The 18,410-nt window shown below is 41.2% G+C and carries 16 protein-coding genes; 10 read left to right on the forward strand and 6 right to left on the reverse strand.

Annotation, left to right across the window (positions count from 1 at the left end):
• From K1X56_12410 to K1X56_12420, 3 genes are all read left to right on the forward strand, one after another.
• Nucleotides 1-2,299: WG repeat-containing protein (locus K1X56_12410; protein MBX7095515.1), on the forward strand; the 2,299-nt coding region annotated here is incomplete at its 5' end.
• Between the two features lie 95 nt (nucleotides 2,300-2,394).
• Nucleotides 2,395-3,069 carry a hypothetical protein gene (locus tag K1X56_12415; protein ID MBX7095516.1) on the forward strand — a complete coding sequence of 225 codons (675 nt, stop codon included), beginning with the start codon at nucleotides 2,395-2,397 and terminating at the stop codon, nucleotides 3,067-3,069.
• 25 nt (nucleotides 3,070-3,094) lie between these two features.
• The gene (locus K1X56_12420) at nucleotides 3,095-3,358 is read left to right on the forward strand and encodes a hypothetical protein (protein MBX7095517.1); all 264 of its coding nucleotides are present in this window, start codon (nucleotides 3,095-3,097) and stop codon (nucleotides 3,356-3,358) included.
• Here the strand turns inward: K1X56_12420 and K1X56_12425 are convergent.
• The 5 genes from K1X56_12425 to K1X56_12445 are packed head-to-tail and all read right to left on the reverse strand — an operon-like array spanning nucleotide 3,350 to nucleotide 9,836.
• Nucleotides 3,350-4,684 carry a DUF58 domain-containing protein gene (locus K1X56_12425; GenBank protein ID MBX7095518.1) on the reverse strand — a complete coding sequence of 445 codons (1,335 nt, stop codon included), beginning with the start codon at nucleotides 4,682-4,684 and terminating at the stop codon, nucleotides 3,350-3,352. The two genes, K1X56_12420 and K1X56_12425, sit on opposite strands and share 9 nt — an antisense overlap.
• Nucleotides 4,681-5,679, reverse strand: coding sequence for a MoxR family ATPase (locus K1X56_12430; GenBank protein ID MBX7095519.1), 999 nt, complete (start codon nucleotides 5,677-5,679; stop codon nucleotides 4,681-4,683). Before K1X56_12430 ends, K1X56_12425 begins: the two co-directional genes overlap by 4 nt.
• Nucleotides 5,679-7,103 (reverse strand): hypothetical protein, encoded by a 1,425-nt coding sequence (locus tag K1X56_12435; protein MBX7095520.1) that lies wholly within the window; start codon nucleotides 7,101-7,103, stop codon nucleotides 5,679-5,681. Before K1X56_12435 ends, K1X56_12430 begins: the two co-directional genes overlap by 1 nt.
• Entirely contained in the window at nucleotides 7,100-7,939 is an 840-nt protein-coding gene (locus K1X56_12440) for a hypothetical protein (protein ID MBX7095521.1), read from the reverse strand. Before K1X56_12440 ends, K1X56_12435 begins: the two co-directional genes overlap by 4 nt.
• Entirely contained in the window at nucleotides 7,929-9,836 is a 1,908-nt protein-coding gene (locus K1X56_12445; GenBank protein ID MBX7095522.1) for a stage II sporulation protein M, read from the reverse strand. The genes K1X56_12440 and K1X56_12445 overlap by 11 nt, the downstream gene beginning before the upstream one ends.
• Before the next feature lie 119 nt (nucleotides 9,837-9,955).
• On the opposite strand from K1X56_12445, the gene K1X56_12450 reads away from it, so the two are divergent.
• The 6 genes from K1X56_12450 (at nucleotide 9,956) to K1X56_12475 (ending at nucleotide 15,600) form a co-directional block, all read left to right on the forward strand.
• Nucleotides 9,956-10,687 carry an RDD family protein gene (locus K1X56_12450; protein MBX7095523.1) on the forward strand — a complete coding sequence of 244 codons (732 nt, stop codon included), beginning with the start codon at nucleotides 9,956-9,958 and terminating at the stop codon, nucleotides 10,685-10,687.
• 1 nt (nucleotide 10,688) lies between these two features.
• A complete protein-coding gene (gene rsmI / locus K1X56_12455) occupies nucleotides 10,689-11,417 on the forward strand; it encodes a 16S rRNA (cytidine(1402)-2'-O)-methyltransferase (protein ID MBX7095524.1) in 729 nt (242 codons plus the stop codon).
• 100 nt (nucleotides 11,418-11,517) lie between these two features.
• Nucleotides 11,518-13,173 carry a DNA repair protein RecN gene (gene recN / locus K1X56_12460; GenBank protein ID MBX7095525.1) on the forward strand — a complete coding sequence of 552 codons (1,656 nt, stop codon included), beginning with the start codon at nucleotides 11,518-11,520 and terminating at the stop codon, nucleotides 13,171-13,173.
• Between the two features lie 6 nt (nucleotides 13,174-13,179).
• Nucleotides 13,180-13,623, forward strand: coding sequence for a hypothetical protein (locus K1X56_12465; GenBank protein MBX7095526.1), 444 nt, complete (start codon nucleotides 13,180-13,182; stop codon nucleotides 13,621-13,623).
• A 9-nt stretch (nucleotides 13,624-13,632) separates the two neighbouring features.
• Nucleotides 13,633-15,057: a glycosyltransferase family 39 protein gene (locus K1X56_12470; GenBank protein ID MBX7095527.1), complete on the forward strand. Its 1,425-nt coding sequence runs from the start codon at nucleotides 13,633-13,635 to the stop codon at nucleotides 15,055-15,057.
• A gap of 6 nt (nucleotides 15,058-15,063) precedes the next feature.
• Nucleotides 15,064-15,600 (forward strand): hypothetical protein, encoded by a 537-nt coding sequence (locus K1X56_12475; GenBank protein ID MBX7095528.1) that lies wholly within the window; start codon nucleotides 15,064-15,066, stop codon nucleotides 15,598-15,600.
• On the opposite strand, the gene K1X56_12480 is transcribed toward K1X56_12475, so the two are convergent.
• Nucleotides 15,597-17,465, reverse strand: coding sequence for a T9SS type A sorting domain-containing protein (locus tag K1X56_12480; protein ID MBX7095529.1), 1,869 nt, complete (start codon nucleotides 17,463-17,465; stop codon nucleotides 15,597-15,599). The genes K1X56_12475 and K1X56_12480 overlap by 4 nt on opposite strands.
• Before the next feature lie 113 nt (nucleotides 17,466-17,578).
• On the opposite strand from K1X56_12480, the gene K1X56_12485 reads away from it, so the two are divergent.
• Nucleotides 17,579-18,271: a thioredoxin gene (locus tag K1X56_12485; GenBank protein ID MBX7095530.1), complete on the forward strand. Its 693-nt coding sequence runs from the start codon at nucleotides 17,579-17,581 to the stop codon at nucleotides 18,269-18,271.
• The last annotated feature ends 139 nt before the right edge of the window (nucleotides 18,272-18,410 follow it).

The raw sequence follows: 18,410 nt of genomic DNA on the forward strand, positions 1-18,410 counted from the left end.
TTACAAAAACAAAATCGTAATTCCCGAAATGTATTCGGCATTCGATTGGTTAGGTGAAAACTTTTTACGTGTACGACTGGATTATTTATACGGTGTTTATTCAACCGAAACGCAACAAATAATTCTAAATGCCGATTTTGATTTCTTGTTTAGAAATGGAGAATTTTTTGTGCTGGGTAAAGAGATGTTGCAGGGTTTGTCGGATTTAAACGGTGAAATCTTACTCCAGCCAGAATATGAAGATATCGATGTACAACCCTATGGATTTAGATCTGGAATTGCCAGAGTAATAAAATCCGGTAAGGCGGGGTTCTTTGACTTATCCAATAAAAAATGGATTACAGAACCTGTACTCGATATTATTTCCAACTATCCGGAAGCCAATGGATTTTTCCGGGTGAATTCAGGAGGGAAACCAGTAACAGATAATTACAATCAGGTTTACGAAATAGAAGGAGGAAAATGGGGGATTGTAGATACAAATGGCCGGCAAATCATACCTGTTATTTACGACGCTATTTTTCCATTTGCGGAAGATGCCGGTATTTATAAATGTCAGAACCCAACAACCACCGACTATTATTCCGCCGATGGAACATTGCTCAGTAATGGTGCTTCCCGATTTGAAAAAAGTCTAATTGGTAGAATTTCGTCGCGCTCTCCATTTAAACCATTAAAAATAAGTTCTGCGGATGGACCGGAAGGTGGGGATGCAACGGCTTTCTATATGGATGATCATTCGGGATATTGGCTAGGCACGGGGTCGAGCGGGGGCGTTTATTATTCGGCCGACCGTGGGTATTCCTGGGAAATGCGCAATGAAGGCTTAGGTCCTGTTCATGTTTATTTGCTAATCGAACGGGGAGATTCTTTATATGTAGTGTACACCTCCGGTGAAGATCGTTTAACCGATCAGGATGCGGTTTCTGTTTCGAAAGTGGCTTGTTGGAATTCAGAAAATAAAATGTGGTTATCGGTTTATCCTGAAAACGAAGAAGGGAAAATTCTGAATATTCTTTTATCGATGGATCTGCTCAGGGAACAACGCTCCCGCGAACAGCAATTTCCCAATGCGTGGAAGGCCAGTTCTTCAGGAGAAGAATATTTTACAGGCTTTAATACCATGGAAAATTTATATTCCAGATCCGTCATTGATAAAATAGAACATGCAGGCGATTCCATTCGCGGTATACCACATGATATGCTTTTCAACTGGGGAGGAAATGTGTACTCCGATCAAGATAAATTGATTTTATTGTCGAAATCCGGATTGTATCGATACGGACCGGAACACATCGTGGATGAATTTTCTGAAAGTGGTTTAATTGCTTCTGATGTTACGGATATAGTAGCTTCCGGAAATGATTATTATTTAAGAGAAGGTGATCATGATATTTGGTTGTGGAATGGCATCCGGTTCAAAAAAGTATTCAATAGTTTCGAATGGAATAAATCGAAAAAAGGAAAATTATTTTCCCGCTCAACCGGAGTGTTGCATGGCGACAAAGACAAAGTGCTGGTGGTAGTGGCTGATCAATTACTGGAGCTGGATAAAAACGGGACAAGCAGAATACTTTTTACCGGCGATTTTGTTCCGGAGGTTTCGGAGTCATTTAGCGAATATCCGGATCATTTTGTACAACCACAGGAAGCTATACGGGGTGCTGATGGAAAACTTCGGTTACTGTGCAAACTCGTAAAAAATAATGTTTTTGAAGATGGAATTTATTTGCTGGCGGAATTAAATGAATCGACAGGTAAATTAAATCTCCGTTCGAATGATATCTTTTTCACGCAGTTTACTTCTGCTTCACTTTTTCAGGATACCAAAAACACCTGGTTATGTTACGATCAGTTTTTAATTCATCCTGTTAACAGAGATACTTTAACACTTCCTGCAAGTGCAGATGTTTATCTTTTTGGAAACAGAGAATTAATTTGCTCCGATCCCTCAGGTAAAATTTATCTTCTGGGCGATTCCCGCACATTATTGGTATATGATCCGGTTGTGAAAAAATGGCAGAAAATTAATTTCGAAGGAAAAAATTTACGCTGTATTTCGGTGGACAAGCAGGGTAATTTATACGCAGCAGAAGGTTATCAGTATATGTTTTATTGTGATGGTACCGGAGAAATGTACCGGCCGGCTAAGATGTATTTTTCGCAATGGACCAATCACGGATTTGAATGGGTGGAGCAGGAGAATGCGATCAACACGAAAATTATTTGTATTCGTCCGCATCACAACGGTGGACTGATGATCGGTACAGCCGGTTCCGGATTGTTGCTGGGTAAATAGTTGTTCACATGCTGTAACCCTTTTTTTTCTTTTCCCGTAAGATGATCAAAACTCTTTTTGCCTATGCCGTGATCTTGCCTCTTAAACTCAACGTTATGAAAAAAGCAGGCAACATCCTGATCCTATTCATCGGGATCGCAGGAATCCATGTGAGTTCCGTTCAGGCACAATCGTATGCACGCAGTAAAGGAAACTGGAGCATTTCACTGGATGCTCAGGCATCTGATGTTTCCCCAATTAAACGCGATGCTTCGGGTCCCACTGATGGTTATTTATATGGCGCTGGATTACACACCACGCTTTGGGATAAATTGCGGACCGGAATTACCTTTCAGAATGGAGCCATGCGTTATACGGATTCGCTGAGCGATCAGAATGATGTTTATTATTCCACGCAACGAATTGCAGTCCCACTCATGCTTGAATTGCCGATTACAGGATTAAGGATGTCGAAAAAAGCCCGCTATGGACAATGCCGCTATTTCTATTTCGATGTGGCCATTGGACCGGAATTTGGATATGTAATCGGAAATAAAAATACCCAAGTGGTTTCGAGGGTGGAGACTTCCGTTAAAACGGGACTCATGCTCTACATTCAGAAGTCGGGAAGCGATTATCATAAAATGCGTTTCGATGGAAAGGTGTTTGTGGGATATGCCCGCGGATTAACACCATTCGGGAGCGACAACAGTGGTAAAAAATACCGTGATTACATCGGGGTTTCGTATATAATGACCTTTTACAAAACCTACATGTGGGCGAGGATGTAATCGATGCTTTGCTTAAATTTGGACAATGATCAGCCTTGCCGAATTCAGAGAATTGTCCTTAAGTCACCGTGCCGATTTAGTGCAGGAAGAAGGTCGTTTTATTGCAAAGCGAATCGGGCAAACCTTTCAGGTTGATTTGTACCGCGTTTATAATTTTTACGTGGAAATCTGGAACAATACCATCCATGGTATATTGATGAACATCGACGGATTTGAAGACGAACAATTCCTTAAACCTTACCTCGACGACTTCAATCTGGAGGACCTGATGAAGGATGATTTAGATTAATCCCCTCGATTTTAATTCCAGGTATTTGTTAATGGTATCCACACTCAATTTTTCTGGTGTGGTAAGAATGGTTTGAATGGCATACTTTCTTAATTCCTCAGCGATCAACTGCTTTTCATTGGCAATTTTTTCGGCGATGGTTTTTGTGTAAATGGAACGAAGATCTTCTGCATCTTTCATTTTCATTTCTTCTAATTCGTTGTTTTTAAAAAAGACAACTACCAGAAGATGTTGACTGTTAATTCTACGCAGGAGCGGAAGTGCTCGTTGAAGTGAATAGGCACTTTCGAAATTGGTAAACAGCAACAATAAACTTCTTCCTTTAATTAAATTCCGGGTTCCAAAATAGAGCATTTCGAAGTTGGCTTCTTTAAACTTCGTTTTTTGCTTGTACAAGGCATCCTGAATTTTCTTCAATTGCGAAGTGGAACGTTCTGCCGGTAAGCGGGTTCCCATTTTATCGGAGAAGGTAATTAACCCGGCACGGTCCGATTTTTTCATGGCAATATTCGAAATTACCAGCGAAGAATTTATCGCATAGTCGAGCAGCGTCATGTTGTTAAACGGCATGCGCATGGAGCGGCTTTTATCGATGATGCAATAAATTTGTTGCGCTTTTTCATCTTCGTACTGGTTCACCATCAACTCCGTTTTGCGGGAGGTAGCTTTCCAGTTCACATTCCTGTAATCGTCGCCAACAACATAGGTTTTGATTTGCTCAAATTCTGTGCTGTGTCCTAATCGTCTCACTTTTTTAATTCCTTCGGTGAGATTCATTTTCGAAAACACTTTGAGTTCGAACTGACGCATTTGTAATACGGAAGGATAAACAGCAATGTCTCTTCCTGCTTTAACGGTAAATCTTCGTTGTATAAAACCAAGAAATCCGCTTGCAAAAATTTGAATGTCGCCAAACTGATATTTGCCGCGTTCTGTGGGACGAATACTGTAATCTAAAACAACCTTTTCATCCGGTGCCAATTCCGTTTTAAGAAGCAGATTTCTTAATTGTAGTTGATAGGGGGTTTCATCGATGACTTCCACCGAGCAGGAAATGGACAATTCCGATTGAATCCGGATATGAATAATGGTTTCGTCGCCAAGATTCAAAACCTGCGGAACCTGGCGTTCGGCAGTGATTTTATTGCGTTGTCCGAATAAAAACAAAATATCCACCAGCACCAAAACAAGGAGTAAACCAATACCTGCAAAAGCGATATTGAAAAGTTCAGGAAAAGAAAAGCTGAGGATGAAGGTAAAAATGATGACCACCATCGCCAGGAAAAATCTTCCCTTTAAAAACATATCTCTGAACAGAGTTATCACCTTGGCACTTCTAATTTTTGAATGATTTCGCGAATTACATCTTCGGTCACCATACCTTCCATTTCGGCTTCCGGTGTAAGAATGATGCGGTGATTTAATACATGGTAAGAAAGGAATTGAACGTCATCCGGAATTACGAAATCTCTTCCGCGCATGGCAGCTAATGCTTTGGATGTTTTTAACAAGGCCAGTGAAGCACGTGGTGATGCACCCAAAAATAATTTTCCGTGTTCGCGGGTGGCGTGGATAATATCCGCAATGTATTTGATCAATTGATCTTCTACTTTAACCGTTTTTACTTTATCCTGAATTTCCCTGAGCGATGAAGCATTAAATACACTTTGAATCTGATCCAGTTCCGGTGCTTTAATTTCATCTTTATAACGGGCTAAAATTTCACGTTCCTCGTTGAGATTTGGATAGGTTAATTTCACCTTGAATAAGAAACGATCCAATTGCGCTTCAGGTAAACGATAAGTTCCTTCCTGTTCAATCGGATTTTGAGTGGCAAGCACTAAAAAGGGGAATTCCATGGGGTAGGTAGTCCCGTCGTAAGTAATCTGACGTTCCTCCATCACTTCGAATAAGGCCGACTGTGTTTTGGCCGGGGCACGGTTGATCTCGTCGATTAAAACGATATTGCTGAACACCGGTCCGCGACGGAATACAAATGCACTTTCCTTCTGATTGTAGATGGAAGTTCCGATGATATCACTCGGCATGAGGTCGGGCGTAAATTGTATCCGGGCAAAATGAACCGCCAGCGTTTTCGCAAATACTTTTGCAGTCAAGGTTTTCGCAATACCCGGAACGCCTTCCAGAAGGATATGTCCGTTCGATAAAACGCCCACCATTAAGAGGTCAATCATTTCATCCTGACCAATAACGTATTTACGTATTTCGTGACGGGCCTTTTCTACGTTGGAAGTGATAGCCATCATGCGCTGCATACCAGCGTCTGAAAAGGAGGATTCCTGATTTAGATTTTCTTCCATTATTTACAGTTTTTATAAAAATATTCAAGGGTTTGGTGCAATTCAATAAATTCCTGATCGCTCATGGAGGTTTTGGTCGACAAAGCCTTCAGCGATTTAAAAATATGATTAAGTTTTTCTTCGCTAATGCCGGACTTATTACTAAGCGTGCGAATATAAGCTTCATCCGCTTTTTGCGAATTGAGGAAATAACGTTCACGAATGAAACTGAAAAACAATTTTTCTTTTTGGATAGCGATGGACAAATGTTTACCACTCTGGAAATAAACCTGACTCACCGTATTGGCAAATTCGATGGAACTGTTTTCATTTTTTTCTTTGGCGGGAATGGCTCTTTGTTTTCGTTTTATTCTGAATAAAACAAATAACAAAAGGGTAATCAGTGAAAGATAATATGCCCAACGCAGCGAGGGGATTTTGAAAATGACTTCCAGCGGACTATTCCTCGATTTATCACCTCCATTACCGGATCCATCGCTGGAGTAATTTCGACTTGTACGAATGGGATCCAGTTCGTGTGTGAGCAATTTTGCTTCGGGTAACAATGATAAAATCTCATCCAGATGATCAATGTTTTTTTCGTGGATAAGCGAGAAGTTGGTAAATGCCAGTGGAACGGTGTGAATAAAAAAGGCCCCTTTTCCATAATTGATTTTTACAAAGGTTGCCTCATTGTTTTCTGAAGTTTGCAGGACTTCTGTTTTCCCAATGAATTCTTCATAATAAACAGGTTGAAAATTCTCATCCATTTCTATTTCTTCCTCCTCCTGTTCTACGGTATATTGAGAATCTTCTTCATAACTAAGATCTTCTTCTTCATCCAATAAAGAATCGAGAGGATTTACCGCGCTATCCGGTTCATGAGTGATGTTGTTTTGAACAAAACTTCTCCAATTTCGCTCTGTCGCTTTGTCCTTTTTGAAATAATTGAAACGGTATTTTGTTTTACCCGGATCATGCGTGAATTTTAAATCAATGGTTTTGTTGTATCGGCTAGTCTGGTAATAATAATAACCTAAAAATTCAAGAAAGCTGATGGAGAATTTTTCACCGCTTAAAAACAAGTAATTGCCATTTTGTACAAATCGAAAATCTTCCCTAAGCTCATCGTCGCTACTTTCCAGATCGGTATGTACTTTTAAACTAAGCAGCTTTCCGAATCGCTCCGGCATGTTCGATTCATTAAGGTCCTTTTCACTTAGGGCACCCTTTCCATGGTTGGAATAATAGTCAAAAACAACTTCGTTAAAAATGTAAATTCCATAAGGACCCCGATCGGTTTGATGGTAGGTTTCTGACCAATCGATGGGTTTAAGTTTTTCGGGATTTACTTTTTCCGGACTTCCAACAAATACAAACAGAAGAACCACCACCACAATAAAGGCGAGACCGATGAAGAGATATATGCGAGCGCTCCCTTTCATGCCGATTTTTCAACTTGTTGAAGTAAATTTTTATAAAGAGGCTCAAGTTTTAAATATTCTTCACGCGAAATTTCCCGCTTACCATACCAGATTAACTCGAAATAAAGTACGGACTGAGAAAATAAACTGTATTCACTTCTGTTTCGCATTTCTACTAAATAGGAGGAATTGGTTTTTTTCTTTTCCCAGAGAATCCAGTTTTTTTCACGCAGTGCTTTTATCAAAAAGATAAACCAGATTCGGATTGCTTCACGGTAATCTTGTTTCGCCAGTGCAGCCTCCAGGCGCAATTCAAGTTCCGATTTGGGTAATTCAGTAGGCTCCGGTTCAAAGACTTCTTCTTCCCTGGTAATGGGAGCAACCTTTTTCCTTTTTTTCATTTCCATATTGGAAATGACTTTGTATAAAATGTAAATCAACAACAATATTCCTACAGCAATAACTATCCATGCTAAAGGAGATAAATTAATACTTGGAATTTTTGGTGGTTGTGGTAATTCATTTATTTCTTCTCTTTCTTCCGGTTTTTCTTTGTTACCGGGATCGTTTTTGTCGCCATATTCAGCATCGCTTCCTTCGCGTTCATAGCCCTTTCTGTTTTTTCGGTCTTTCGAATATTTACCAAAACCACCTTTGCCATCGCGACGACTTTTTGAACTTTCAAAATCTTTGAACCACTCTTTATTGTTACCGTCGGATTGTGGACGAGGATCGTATTGCAATCCGTTTTTTACATCACGCCAATGTTGCCGGTCAATTTTCCCTTCTGCAAAAAGGAGATTGACCTGTAGTGTAAACAACAGCAGAAAAATCCTATATGAAAACTTAATCTTCATCCAGCTCAAATTCCGTTTCGTAGGATTTACTTTTTTTACCGAAGCGATCAAGACGCTCAAATAGTCCAACCGCTTCTTCTTTTTCTTTCTGCGAATAATAGGCTAGTGCAAAAGCAAGTGTATAAACCGGTAGCATCAGATGTAAAAACACAATCATAATGGTGCCGATTATAATATTTTGAACCAGGTAAAAATTAATGTCGCTATTTACAAAATGCCATTGAATGGTTTCCGTAATGATATGTCCTACCATTGCAAATCCACTAAAAATTAAAGTAAAGCAGAATACAAGCAGACTAATCACTAACATCACCAGAAAAGAATTGGACCAACTTTTGAATCCGAGAGAAATAGTGCTTGAAATGCGCGTGAAATAATTTCCTTTTTCATTGGCGAGCGGGAAAAACATAAAGAATACCACAGGTGCAAGACCGATACCAAGGAACAATACCGCCTCAGAAGCATACCTGAAATAGAGAAGAAGAATGGCAACGGGTAATGCTACTTTCCAGGTGTTTCTCAGCGAGTATTTTCTCCAGGATTTCCATACCGGTATCGTTTTATCACTAAAGTGATAGTAAATGGCATGTGAAACGGTAACAACATTGAGGCTGAGAACAAAAAGAGATCCGAAAAAGGCAAGTGCGGTATAAGCTCCTGCAGGATACGATTGGGTGATGGCTAAATATGAAAAATATTCCTTTTTGAATTCTTCTGGAACTAACAACATTAGTCCGGCGAGCAACAGCATATTTAATGGAATAATCAATAGCCAGATGATTCTTCTGAAATAAGCAGATACATGCCGGTGTAATAAAAAGGCATCCGAAAAAATTTCATTGGCCTGACGAATCTTGTAGCGCTCAATTTTTTTTGTGGGCTGAAAGGGCGCTTCTTCATTGAGGTCAATTTTGTTTCCGTTTCTCCGCGCCACATAAATGGGGTATAAAACGAAATAAGAAATCATAATGAGGAAGGATCCGATAATGATAAAAAGCTTGGCATAAACATCCATTTCAGTATGTCGCGTTACCCAACTTTCGAAAACGGCAGCAATAAAAATAAAGGGAATTAATCCCATCATGATTTTTAATCCTCGTTTCGCAGTTAATTGAAGCGATTGCAATCGGGTATAGGTTCCCGGAAATAAAAGTCCGTTTCCTAATGTAATTCCGGCTCCGCCTGCAATTACTATGGCAGAAATCTCAATGGCACCGTGAATCCAAATGGTGAGAAATGAGGTCCACAATAAGGTCTTTGCCATCGTGGAGGATATGCTCATGCCTTTGAAGTAGAAATAACTTTGAAAGGCACCAACCATTACGCCATTATAAAAAATAAAAAAGGCAGATCCTACACTGTACAATATTCCCAGTATAAAACAAAAGAGGGAAACTTGCAGGTTATTGAAAAAAATACGCAAAAACATGGGCGTGGAGGCCTGCTGTTTGTAAACTGCCATCGGATCTCCTTTTTCGATGAAGTCATTGGTCATTTCTACATATCCATCGCCTAATATGACCCGGGAAAAATTGATGTCGGTATAGGAGCTGATCACTCCAATTAATGCGGCAACTGAAAATAAAATAAATGATATCAACAAATTCCTGCGTGAACGGTATAATTCCAAAGGGAGACTTTCGGTCCAGAAATGTAGCAGCTTGGAAAAGGGTCGACTCTTAATCTTATACAAACTGGAAAATACATTTTGCGCCAGGAAATTTAAATACACCCGCACCGAGCGTTTCGGATAGAAGGTTCTTGCGTAGGATAAGTCTTCCGTAATCTCTACAAAGAGCCGACTGATCTCATCGGGATCTTTCGATTTCTGACGATTCAGGTCCTCAAAGCGTTTCCACTTGTCCTTATTCTGCTGGATGAAGGAAGTCTCTTTCATGCTGGTTTTAAAAATAACAGAAATACAGTCTGAAACTACCAATGGTTGAAAAAAAAACTGACCATTTTTGGGTGTTTTTTTCAATCTTTCTATCGATCTTTTTTTATATTTTCGTACCAATGAAAAACATCGACATTGTTACTTCTCACAATGTGACCATCGAGTACCAACTCGCATCGGTAATGGATCGTTTTCTGGCTTTGCTGATTGATACATCGATATTGGGAGGCTGGGCTTTTTTGGTTTTGATGGTAGCGGCCAACACAGGTAACAGTGATGATTTCGAAACGATTTATCTGTTATTGTTTACGCCGGTTTCGCTATCGTATCATTTGATTTCGGAAATGTTTTTCGGTGGACAAAGCATTGGCAAACGGGCGATGGGGATCAAGGTGGTTCGGCTGAACGGACAAAACCCCACCATGGGCGAATGTTTACTGCGCTGGATTTTCCGAATGGTGGATATTGCCGCAACCGCCGGAGCTCTGGCTGCTTTATTTGCAAGTGCCAGCGATCAGGGTCAACGCCTGGGCGATAAAATTGCCCGCACGGTGGTGATTAAATTAAATCCGCATAGCAGATATACCATCAACGACATTCTATCCATCCGCGATGCCAGTCAGCATACCGAAGCGAAATACCCGCAGGTGACCCGTTTAACGGATGAGGACATGTTATTGATAAAAAATGCGCTGGAGCGGTATAAGTTAAATCCGAATCTGCATCATAAAAAATTATTGGAACAACTTTCTCAAAAAGTAGTGGAAGCATTGGGGATTTCAGAAAACCCAACAGATAAGGTTTCCTTTTTAAGATCCTTGTTGCAGGATTATATTGTTTTGACCCGTTGATATGAGCAAACTATGGATTGTTCCGACTCCTGTCGGAAATTTAGAAGACATCACCTTGCGTGCCATTCGCGTGTTGAAGGAAGCCGATTTAATTTTGGCAGAAGATACGCGGGTAACAGCCAAATTGCTGGCACATTATTCCATCGAAACCCGCATGCAGAGCAACCACTCCCATAACGAACACCGCAATCTGGATTCGCTGGTGGATCGGATTCTTTCCGGTACCACGGTTGCACTGGTAAGTGATGCGGGGACACCCGGTATATCCGACCCCGGATTTTTATTGGTGAGAGCTTGCGTTAAAGAAGGAATTCCGGTGGAAACTTTACCCGGAGCAACAGCCTTTGTTCCGGCATTGGTCAATAGCGGATTTCCCTGTGATCGTTTTGTGTTCGAGGGATTTTTACCGCAAAAAAAAGGAAGAAAAAAACGACTTTCATTTTTAGCTTCCGAAGAGCGTAGCATTGTTTTTTACGAATCACCTTATCGGCTTTTAAAAGCCCTCAAAGAATTACAGGAAACGTTTGGTTCCGATCGCCAGGCCGCGGTTTGCAGAGAGATTTCAAAGCTGCATGAAGAAACCATGCGTGGTTCACTGGCTGAATTGGTGAGCTGGGCCGAGAAGAAGAATCCGAAAGGTGAGATGGTTATTGTGTTGGGTGCCAAGGAAAAGGAACGCGATGCAGAGGAGGATGAGGAATCGGATACAGATGCAGATTCGGATCGTTAAACGCAGATACCTTGCGTGTTGTCTGTTTTTCTTTGCACCATAATTTTGTTTTTATTACGCTTCGCAAAGTGTTTCATGTCGAATCGGTATTTTTGAATCTATGCTTACGAATTTATCTATTTCCAATTTTGCACTGATCGATCAACTGGAGGTTGCTTTTGACCGCGGATTGAATTGCATTACCGGTGAAACAGGTTCCGGAAAATCCATCATTATGGAAGCGCTGGAAATGTTGCTGGGAGAGCGTGCGGATATGAAGGTGCTGAAGAATCCCAATGAAAAATGCATCATCGAAGGTGAGTTTTCCATTGGGGAGTACGGACTCGAACCCTTGTTTAAGGAATTCGAAATCGATTATTCGGAGCAGACTATTTTCCGAAGGGAGATAAATCCGCAGGGTAAATCGCGTTCCTTTATTAACGATACGCCCGTTAATCTTGCGCAAATGAAAGAACTGGGAGCGCTGTTGGTGGATATTCATTCACAACATCAAACCCTCGATATCGGGAAATCCGTTAACCAATTCGAATTCATCGATGCGTATTGCGGGAATGGATCGGCGATGGAGAAATACAGGACTTCCTTTTCCGCTTTAAAAAAGCTGGATAAAGAAATTGTGCAATTGGAGGAAGTCGAGAAAAAAGCAAAACTCGATCTGGATTATTTCCGTTTTCAATTCAATGAACTGGAAGAAGCCAAACTGAATGCCGGTGAATTGCAATCGCTCGAGGAAGAATTGAGCCTGGCCGAACATGCCGGTGAAATCCGTTCTTCATTGCAAAAAGCATTGCAAATCCTGGCCGAAGAACAATACGGCATCATTGAGCGCTTACGCGAATTAAAAGGAATCAGTGCACGTCTGGGATCTTTTCATCCATCACTCGGTGAAATTGATGCCCGGCTGGAAAGTGTTTCGCTGGAATTGCGCGATATTGAATCGGAGTTGGAGAAAACGGAATCGGAAATTAATTTCGATCCTTCGCGCACCGAATGGGTAAAGGAACGGGTGAATCTGATCAATAATCTCTTGTTTAAACACCGGGTGAAAACGGAAGAGGAATTGATGCAACTGCATAGTGAAATCGGGACCAAAATCAGCGAGATTGATAGTGTGGACGACCGGATTGCAGCAGCAAAATCGGAGCGTGAAAAATTAGTGACTTCATTAAAAGATCAGGCCCAGGCTTTGGGCAAACGACGTCGCTCCGTAACCAAATCCATTTCCGAAGAGGTGAATCAACTGCTTCAGGCACTGTCCATGCCACATGCCGATTTCCAGGTCGAAATTCAGGATGGAGAATTACATGCCTTCGGTAGTGATCAGTTACGATTTATGATTCGTACCAATAAAGGTGGTGCTTATGCTGAATTAAGTAAGATTGCTTCGGGAGGAGAGTTTAGCCGACTCATGCTCGCGCTGAAAAGTATTCACGCACGAATTAAAACCTTGCCTACCATTATTTTCGATGAAATTGATACGGGAGTATCGGGCGAAGTTGCTCATAAAATGGGAGAGATCATGCGGAAAATGGGTGGACATCTCCAGGTGTTTACCATCACCCATTTACCACAAGTTGCCGTAAAAGGGAATGCCCATTACAAAGTGTGGAAGAAAGTCACAGGTAACAATACACAAACGGTTATGACACGTCTCGATAAGCATAGCCGCATTGAAGAAATTGCAAAAATGCTGAGTGGAGATAAATTATCCGATGCTGCATTGGCTAATGCAAAAGAATTAATGGAAGAAAAATAATTATTTATGGCAGCCACAAATCAAATCTGCACGTATTGCACAAAAAATGGGTTTAACAAAAGCATTGGTATGGTGTGTACATTAACACAGGAGAAGCCTAATGTCATTAACACCTGTCCGGATTACGAATTGGATGTTCAACTTAAAAAGCGGGAAGATTTAAGAGAAGCAGAGCTGGGCGAAAAAAAATTAATGAAGGAGACCGGAGGATTGGCTGAATACGGAATTAATAATCCTGTGATAGCGGGAATTTTGCTTACTGCTTTCTTTGGACTGGCACTCTTCTTTCAGTTATTAATGCATTTTATTGTCATCTATGTTTTTGTTGCCTGCTTTATTGGTTTTTTGGGTGGACTAGTAGTTTTAATCAATGGAATTGTGAAAAAGCGTAAGGCAAAACAAATGAAAAACACATTTAACGATACGCTGGATATCGACCTCAATCCCTAATTTTACAACGTGATTCCCACTTCAAAATTCATCAGCTGGAAGATAATCGGAGTTTCCGTGGTATTGGCACTAACACTGCCTATGCTTTTGCGCGATGGAATGTTTATGGATGCCATGTTGTATACCGCGGTTTCTCATAATGAAGCACATGATATCGGTTCTTTCTGGTTTCCGGTTTTTAGTCAACACGGAGTGGCGGGCTTGAGTACCTTTCATGAACAACCTCCACTGGGATTTTGGATTCAATCGCTTTTTTTTCGGGTGATCGGAGATAGCATGTACACCGAGCGGATTTATACCTTGTGCATGATTCTGCTCACTTTATTCATCATGGGGAAATGGTGGAATAAAATGAGCGAACTGAAATTGGTGGCGCCGGGAATGCAATGGGTCAGCTGGATTTTTTGGATGTCGATTCCGGTTTGTTTTTGGTCCTACCAGCAAAACCAGCATGAGAATACCATGACCCTTTTCATTTTACTGGCAGGCTATTTTTTATTCCTTGCCATGGAAGAAAAAAATAAGGTTTGGTTCCATGTCATACTTGGAGGCATAATGGTTATGCTGGCCACCCTCACCAAAGGAATTCCAGGATTGTTCCCATTGGGAATTCCAATGATCCATTGGATGATTTTCAGAAAAACTTCCTTTTGGAAAATGATGGGATTTAGTATTCTCGCCACCCTGGTTGTGGGAATGATTTATTTGATGTTTATTTTATTTTCTGAAACAGCCAGGGAAAGTTTGCATATCTATTTTGTAGATCGCGCTTTAAAACGAATTGAATCCCTGCCTACGGTGGATAGTCATTTTTATATCATTGGCCGACTCGCCCTCGAGTTGATCGTTCCGGCGGTGTTGACGATCATGCTGTATTTTAGTTTTAGAAAGCAACAGATGGAGCGCAAAAAATCCTCCTTCTCCTATTTTTTATTTTTCTTTTTCGTAGGCTTGTCCGGATCACTTCCATTGATGATCACCCTGGTGCAAAAAGGATTTTATTTTGTTCCTTCTTTACCCTTTTTTGCTATTGCCTTTGCATTACTCATCAATGAAAATCTGGCGAAATGGATAACCTCACTCAGTGAAAAAGCGGGAAAACGAATATTTGTTTTTTCAGCTGTCCTTTTGCTAGCCGTTCTCACGGTTTCATTCTTACAAATCGGAAAATATGCGCGCGATGAAGAAGTGCTTCAGGATGTGGCTACCATCGGGAAATTAATACCTGAACATGAAACGGTGGGAATGGATGAAGATTTATGGAACGATTGGCGATTGCAAACGTATTTGATGCGTTACCATTTTATCCATTGCGATACAAAAACGAATCACCAGTATTATATTCGTCCCAATACAAGACCCGCTGCTCCCGATAGTAGTTTTGTTCAGGCTGATGTCCCCATGAAAGCCTATTTACTCTACCAAAAAAAATAATTAAGCATGAAAGATGTTAGTCCATTCCTCGAATCGCATCCCTTTATTGAATACGGAATGTTTTATGCCGAGGCGGGATTTCTTGCATTGCTGGCCGCTTATTCGGGCTTGCTGATGGTATGGGATGCAGCACCGAAAGCAGGAACTTTGTTGAAATGGATCATTCCCATTTTATTCGGCGGATTATTTGCAGCCATGTGCATAAAAACGCCATTGATTGCATTAACCACTTTCCAGTTAAAAACGCTATTTATACCCATTATTTCACTTGCCTTCGGGTTTTTGCTGAACCGGACATTAAACCGCGAAAATCCCAAGCGAAGTACCGTATGGATGATACTTACTTATGTGTTGACCATCGTAGGTGTTGTGGTCTTAAATATCTTTCTCTATCTGCTCATGCTCGCCGTTTTATTATGGGGCGTAGATGCAAAAGGAAATCTGAATTTGTTTGTGCTCTTACTTTCGCTTGCGGCCGTATTTGTTCTCTCGTGGGTGATGGTGAATTACGGGGAGAAATTACGACACGGAAAAAAGAATTAATGTGCAACAACAATACGTTGTGATCCGACTATTCCATTCTTGCTTCGGATGTGCAACACATATATGCCATTGCTAAGCCAGGAAGTTGAAAACGAAAATCTGTTTTTCCCTTTTTTAGCAACATCGCTCAATAAAATTTCCACTTGTTTTCCGTTAAGGTCAGATAGAATCACTGAGATTTCGGTCGACTCCTCCAGTTCGAATTCCATGGTGAATTGTTCCGCTGCAGGATTAGGCCAGGTACTGATGGTCGATTTTTTTGATAGCGGATTAATGCCGGAAATCGGATTAACAGCACACGTATCGCTCGCTCCGATTTCTGCAATCCAGGTGCCGTTGGAGTTGGTGGATTTTGCAAATGTACCCGCAGCCCAAACGCGACAAGGCTCATTGTATCGTCGTTGAATTCCGCTGTAATCGCCCCAGCGTTCATCAGTACCGCTTATGACGTTTACAAAACTGTTTCCGGTTTTTAAGGTGGTGAAACTGGAATAGGTAGAATCGTTGCGGAATAAAATAGCTCCGGTTCCTCCGGGTTCGGTCGACGAAACATAATTGAAGGAAATGATAGCCTGTGCTTCACTATTGTCCATTCCCAACCAGGCAATATTCGGATATCCCAAAAAGCGACTGGGATCGGCTACTAAATTTGCTTTTGCATAGGGACTCCCATACACATCATAAACGAAACCATGATATATAGCAGATAAACCCGTAGTGGTATCCATCGTGCATTGTACAAATTGAATGCGGTCTCCAACAATAAATCCACCCAGAATACGCGAATCATTCGTGTCGAAGAAATGTCCGCCGGGTTGCTGTGCCGTTGGCGGAATGCCATAACTGTTTTGCGATTGGATAAGTGTATAGGTTAATTGCGGATTTCCATTGATAATCGGACTATCGATGTGCAACAAATAAATACTGTCGGCATTTGGCGATAAATTTTTATTAGATAGAAAAAACATATCGGCATTCAGATTTTCTGCACCGCGGTGAATGGGTGTAATATTAAACAGCGTATCACCGGGAGCGGTGATGTCGTGATAATAAGCAGTGCGCAGCGTGTCGCCATGATAACCGTCGGTTAATGCAATCTGCCATAAACAGCCTTCCAAAAATCCGGAGTTATTTTGTGATCCGTTGTAAAAGGTATTCACGCCAATGAATAAATCATGTTGCGAAATACCGATAACGGGGTAATCCGACCAGGTATTGTTTTGAAGTGGATTACCGGAAAGTTTATAAAGATTCCAGGGATCCATCGGATTACTGCTGGTGGAAAAACATACGATTACTTTCGAGCTCTGATAGGAACTTCCATTGAGAAAAACCAGAACGAAACGATCGGCCACCGCATCGTAAACAATTTTAGGATCGAATTTCGATTGCTGTATATTCAGCGGTAAAGTAAATGCACCGAGTGAAACGGAACGCATCAATGTATCAGCTTCTGAATCGTACATCAAAATGTTGGAATTGATAACGGATACAATAAATCCTTCATCCGAAATGGCAATGTCGTTATCATTCGGAACGCCATTGTCCATTAAATTTCCTTCCATCATCATTCCCACTACGGGTTCCTGCATTCCTCCGCGTTGTGTGTTGGCGCTTCCATAGCGTACCGGATATTTTGCTTGTTGCGCTTGCTTGAATGCCATTAAACGCGAACGGTAACCCGTGCTGCCAGGACCAGGCATTTCCAGATTCTGCAAATGAATCTGACGGTCCTCACGGATTTCACGTGGATGAATCACCGCGCTTTTTTCTACACGAAATGAAGCAGGAGAGATATTGGTGTTCTGAGCCTGAGAAAATGCCGTAAAAAGGCTGAGAATGGCCGTTAAGGTGTGTTTGAACATGCGCAACTGAATTAACACCTAAATATACGAGCAATCTGCGAGATTTGAAATTGTGTGATGATAGTCACTTTGTACCAGCCTGAAATTTTCGATGTTTGTTAAAAATAAAAATGATGCGATCTATTGTGTTTTCAGCTTTATTGTTGGTTTTGGCCTCCTTTCAAACCGTTAATTATAAATTAACTACTCAGGAATTTGAGGATAAATTAAAAACTACGGCAGATGGACAAATTGTTGATGTCCGCACACCGGAGGAGTTCAAAAAAAATCACCTGAAAGGTGCCATGAATCTGAATATAAATGGCGAAGAATTTCAGCGTCAGGTGGCGGCTTTAGATAAAAACAAAACCGTACTGGTCTATTGCTGGTCCGGCGGAAGAAGTTCGCGCGCGGCGGAGTATATGCGTCAACAGGGACTCACCGTGTTCGAAATGAAAGATGGAATGATGCGTTGGTTACAAGAGAACCGAAGCGTGGAGGCCAGTGTTGCACCATCTGCGGGAATGTCGATGGAGGAGTATTCGAAATTGATCGTGAAAGATAAATTGGTGCTGGTGGATTTTAATGCCGTGTGGTGCGCGCCTTGCAAAAAAATGTCGCCATATCTCGATGAATTTTCTAAAACCTACGCCAAACAACTCAATGTGGTGAAAATCGATTCAGAAAAACATGCCACCGTGGTGAAAGGGAATGCCGTTGCCGCTGTTCCTACTTTGATTTTGTATAAAAACGGACAAGAAATCTGGAGGAATGAAGGCTTTATTGAAAAGGAAAAAGTGGAAGAAGTTCTGAAGAAAAATTTCTGATTATTCAGCCAATTCCCACACCGAGTGATAGGCATTCACTTCGTCCATATAATCGAGAAATTCTTTGTAAAAAGCATGATTGGCCAGCGTGGCAGAATCGCCAAATACAATGAGTTTTTTTCTGGCACGGGTGAGGGCG

The organism is Flavobacteriales bacterium (assembly GCA_019694795.1).
In the GTDB taxonomy this organism is placed as follows: Bacteria; Bacteroidota; Bacteroidia; order Flavobacteriales_D; family UBA2798; genus UBA2798.

Coding starts and splice junctions, on each gene's coding strand:
- K1X56_12435 (MBX7095520.1), bottom strand. CDS start 7,103: ATGAAAGGGAGCGCTCGCATATATCTCTTCATCGGTCTCGCCTTTATT.
- K1X56_12485 (MBX7095530.1), top strand. CDS start 17,579: ATGCGATCTATTGTGTTTTCAGCTTTATTGTTGGTTTTGGCCTCCTTT.
- K1X56_12415 (MBX7095516.1), top strand. CDS start 2,395: ATGAAAAAAGCAGGCAACATCCTGATCCTATTCATCGGGATCGCAGGA.
- recN (MBX7095525.1), top strand. CDS start 11,518: ATGCTTACGAATTTATCTATTTCCAATTTTGCACTGATCGATCAACTG.
- K1X56_12420 (MBX7095517.1), top strand. CDS start 3,095: ATGATCAGCCTTGCCGAATTCAGAGAATTGTCCTTAAGTCACCGTGCC.
- K1X56_12480 (MBX7095529.1), bottom strand. CDS start 17,465: ATGTTCAAACACACCTTAACGGCCATTCTCAGCCTTTTTACGGCATTT.
- K1X56_12430 (MBX7095519.1), bottom strand. CDS start 5,679: ATGGAAGAAAATCTAAATCAGGAATCCTCCTTTTCAGACGCTGGTATG.
- K1X56_12445 (MBX7095522.1), bottom strand. CDS start 9,836: ATGAAAGAGACTTCCTTCATCCAGCAGAATAAGGACAAGTGGAAACGC.
- rsmI (MBX7095524.1), top strand. CDS start 10,689: ATGAGCAAACTATGGATTGTTCCGACTCCTGTCGGAAATTTAGAAGAC.
- K1X56_12465 (MBX7095526.1), top strand. CDS start 13,180: ATGGCAGCCACAAATCAAATCTGCACGTATTGCACAAAAAATGGGTTT.
- K1X56_12475 (MBX7095528.1), top strand. CDS start 15,064: ATGAAAGATGTTAGTCCATTCCTCGAATCGCATCCCTTTATTGAATAC.
- K1X56_12440 (MBX7095521.1), bottom strand. CDS start 7,939: ATGAAGATTAAGTTTTCATATAGGATTTTTCTGCTGTTGTTTACACTA.
- K1X56_12450 (MBX7095523.1), top strand. CDS start 9,956: ATGAAAAACATCGACATTGTTACTTCTCACAATGTGACCATCGAGTAC.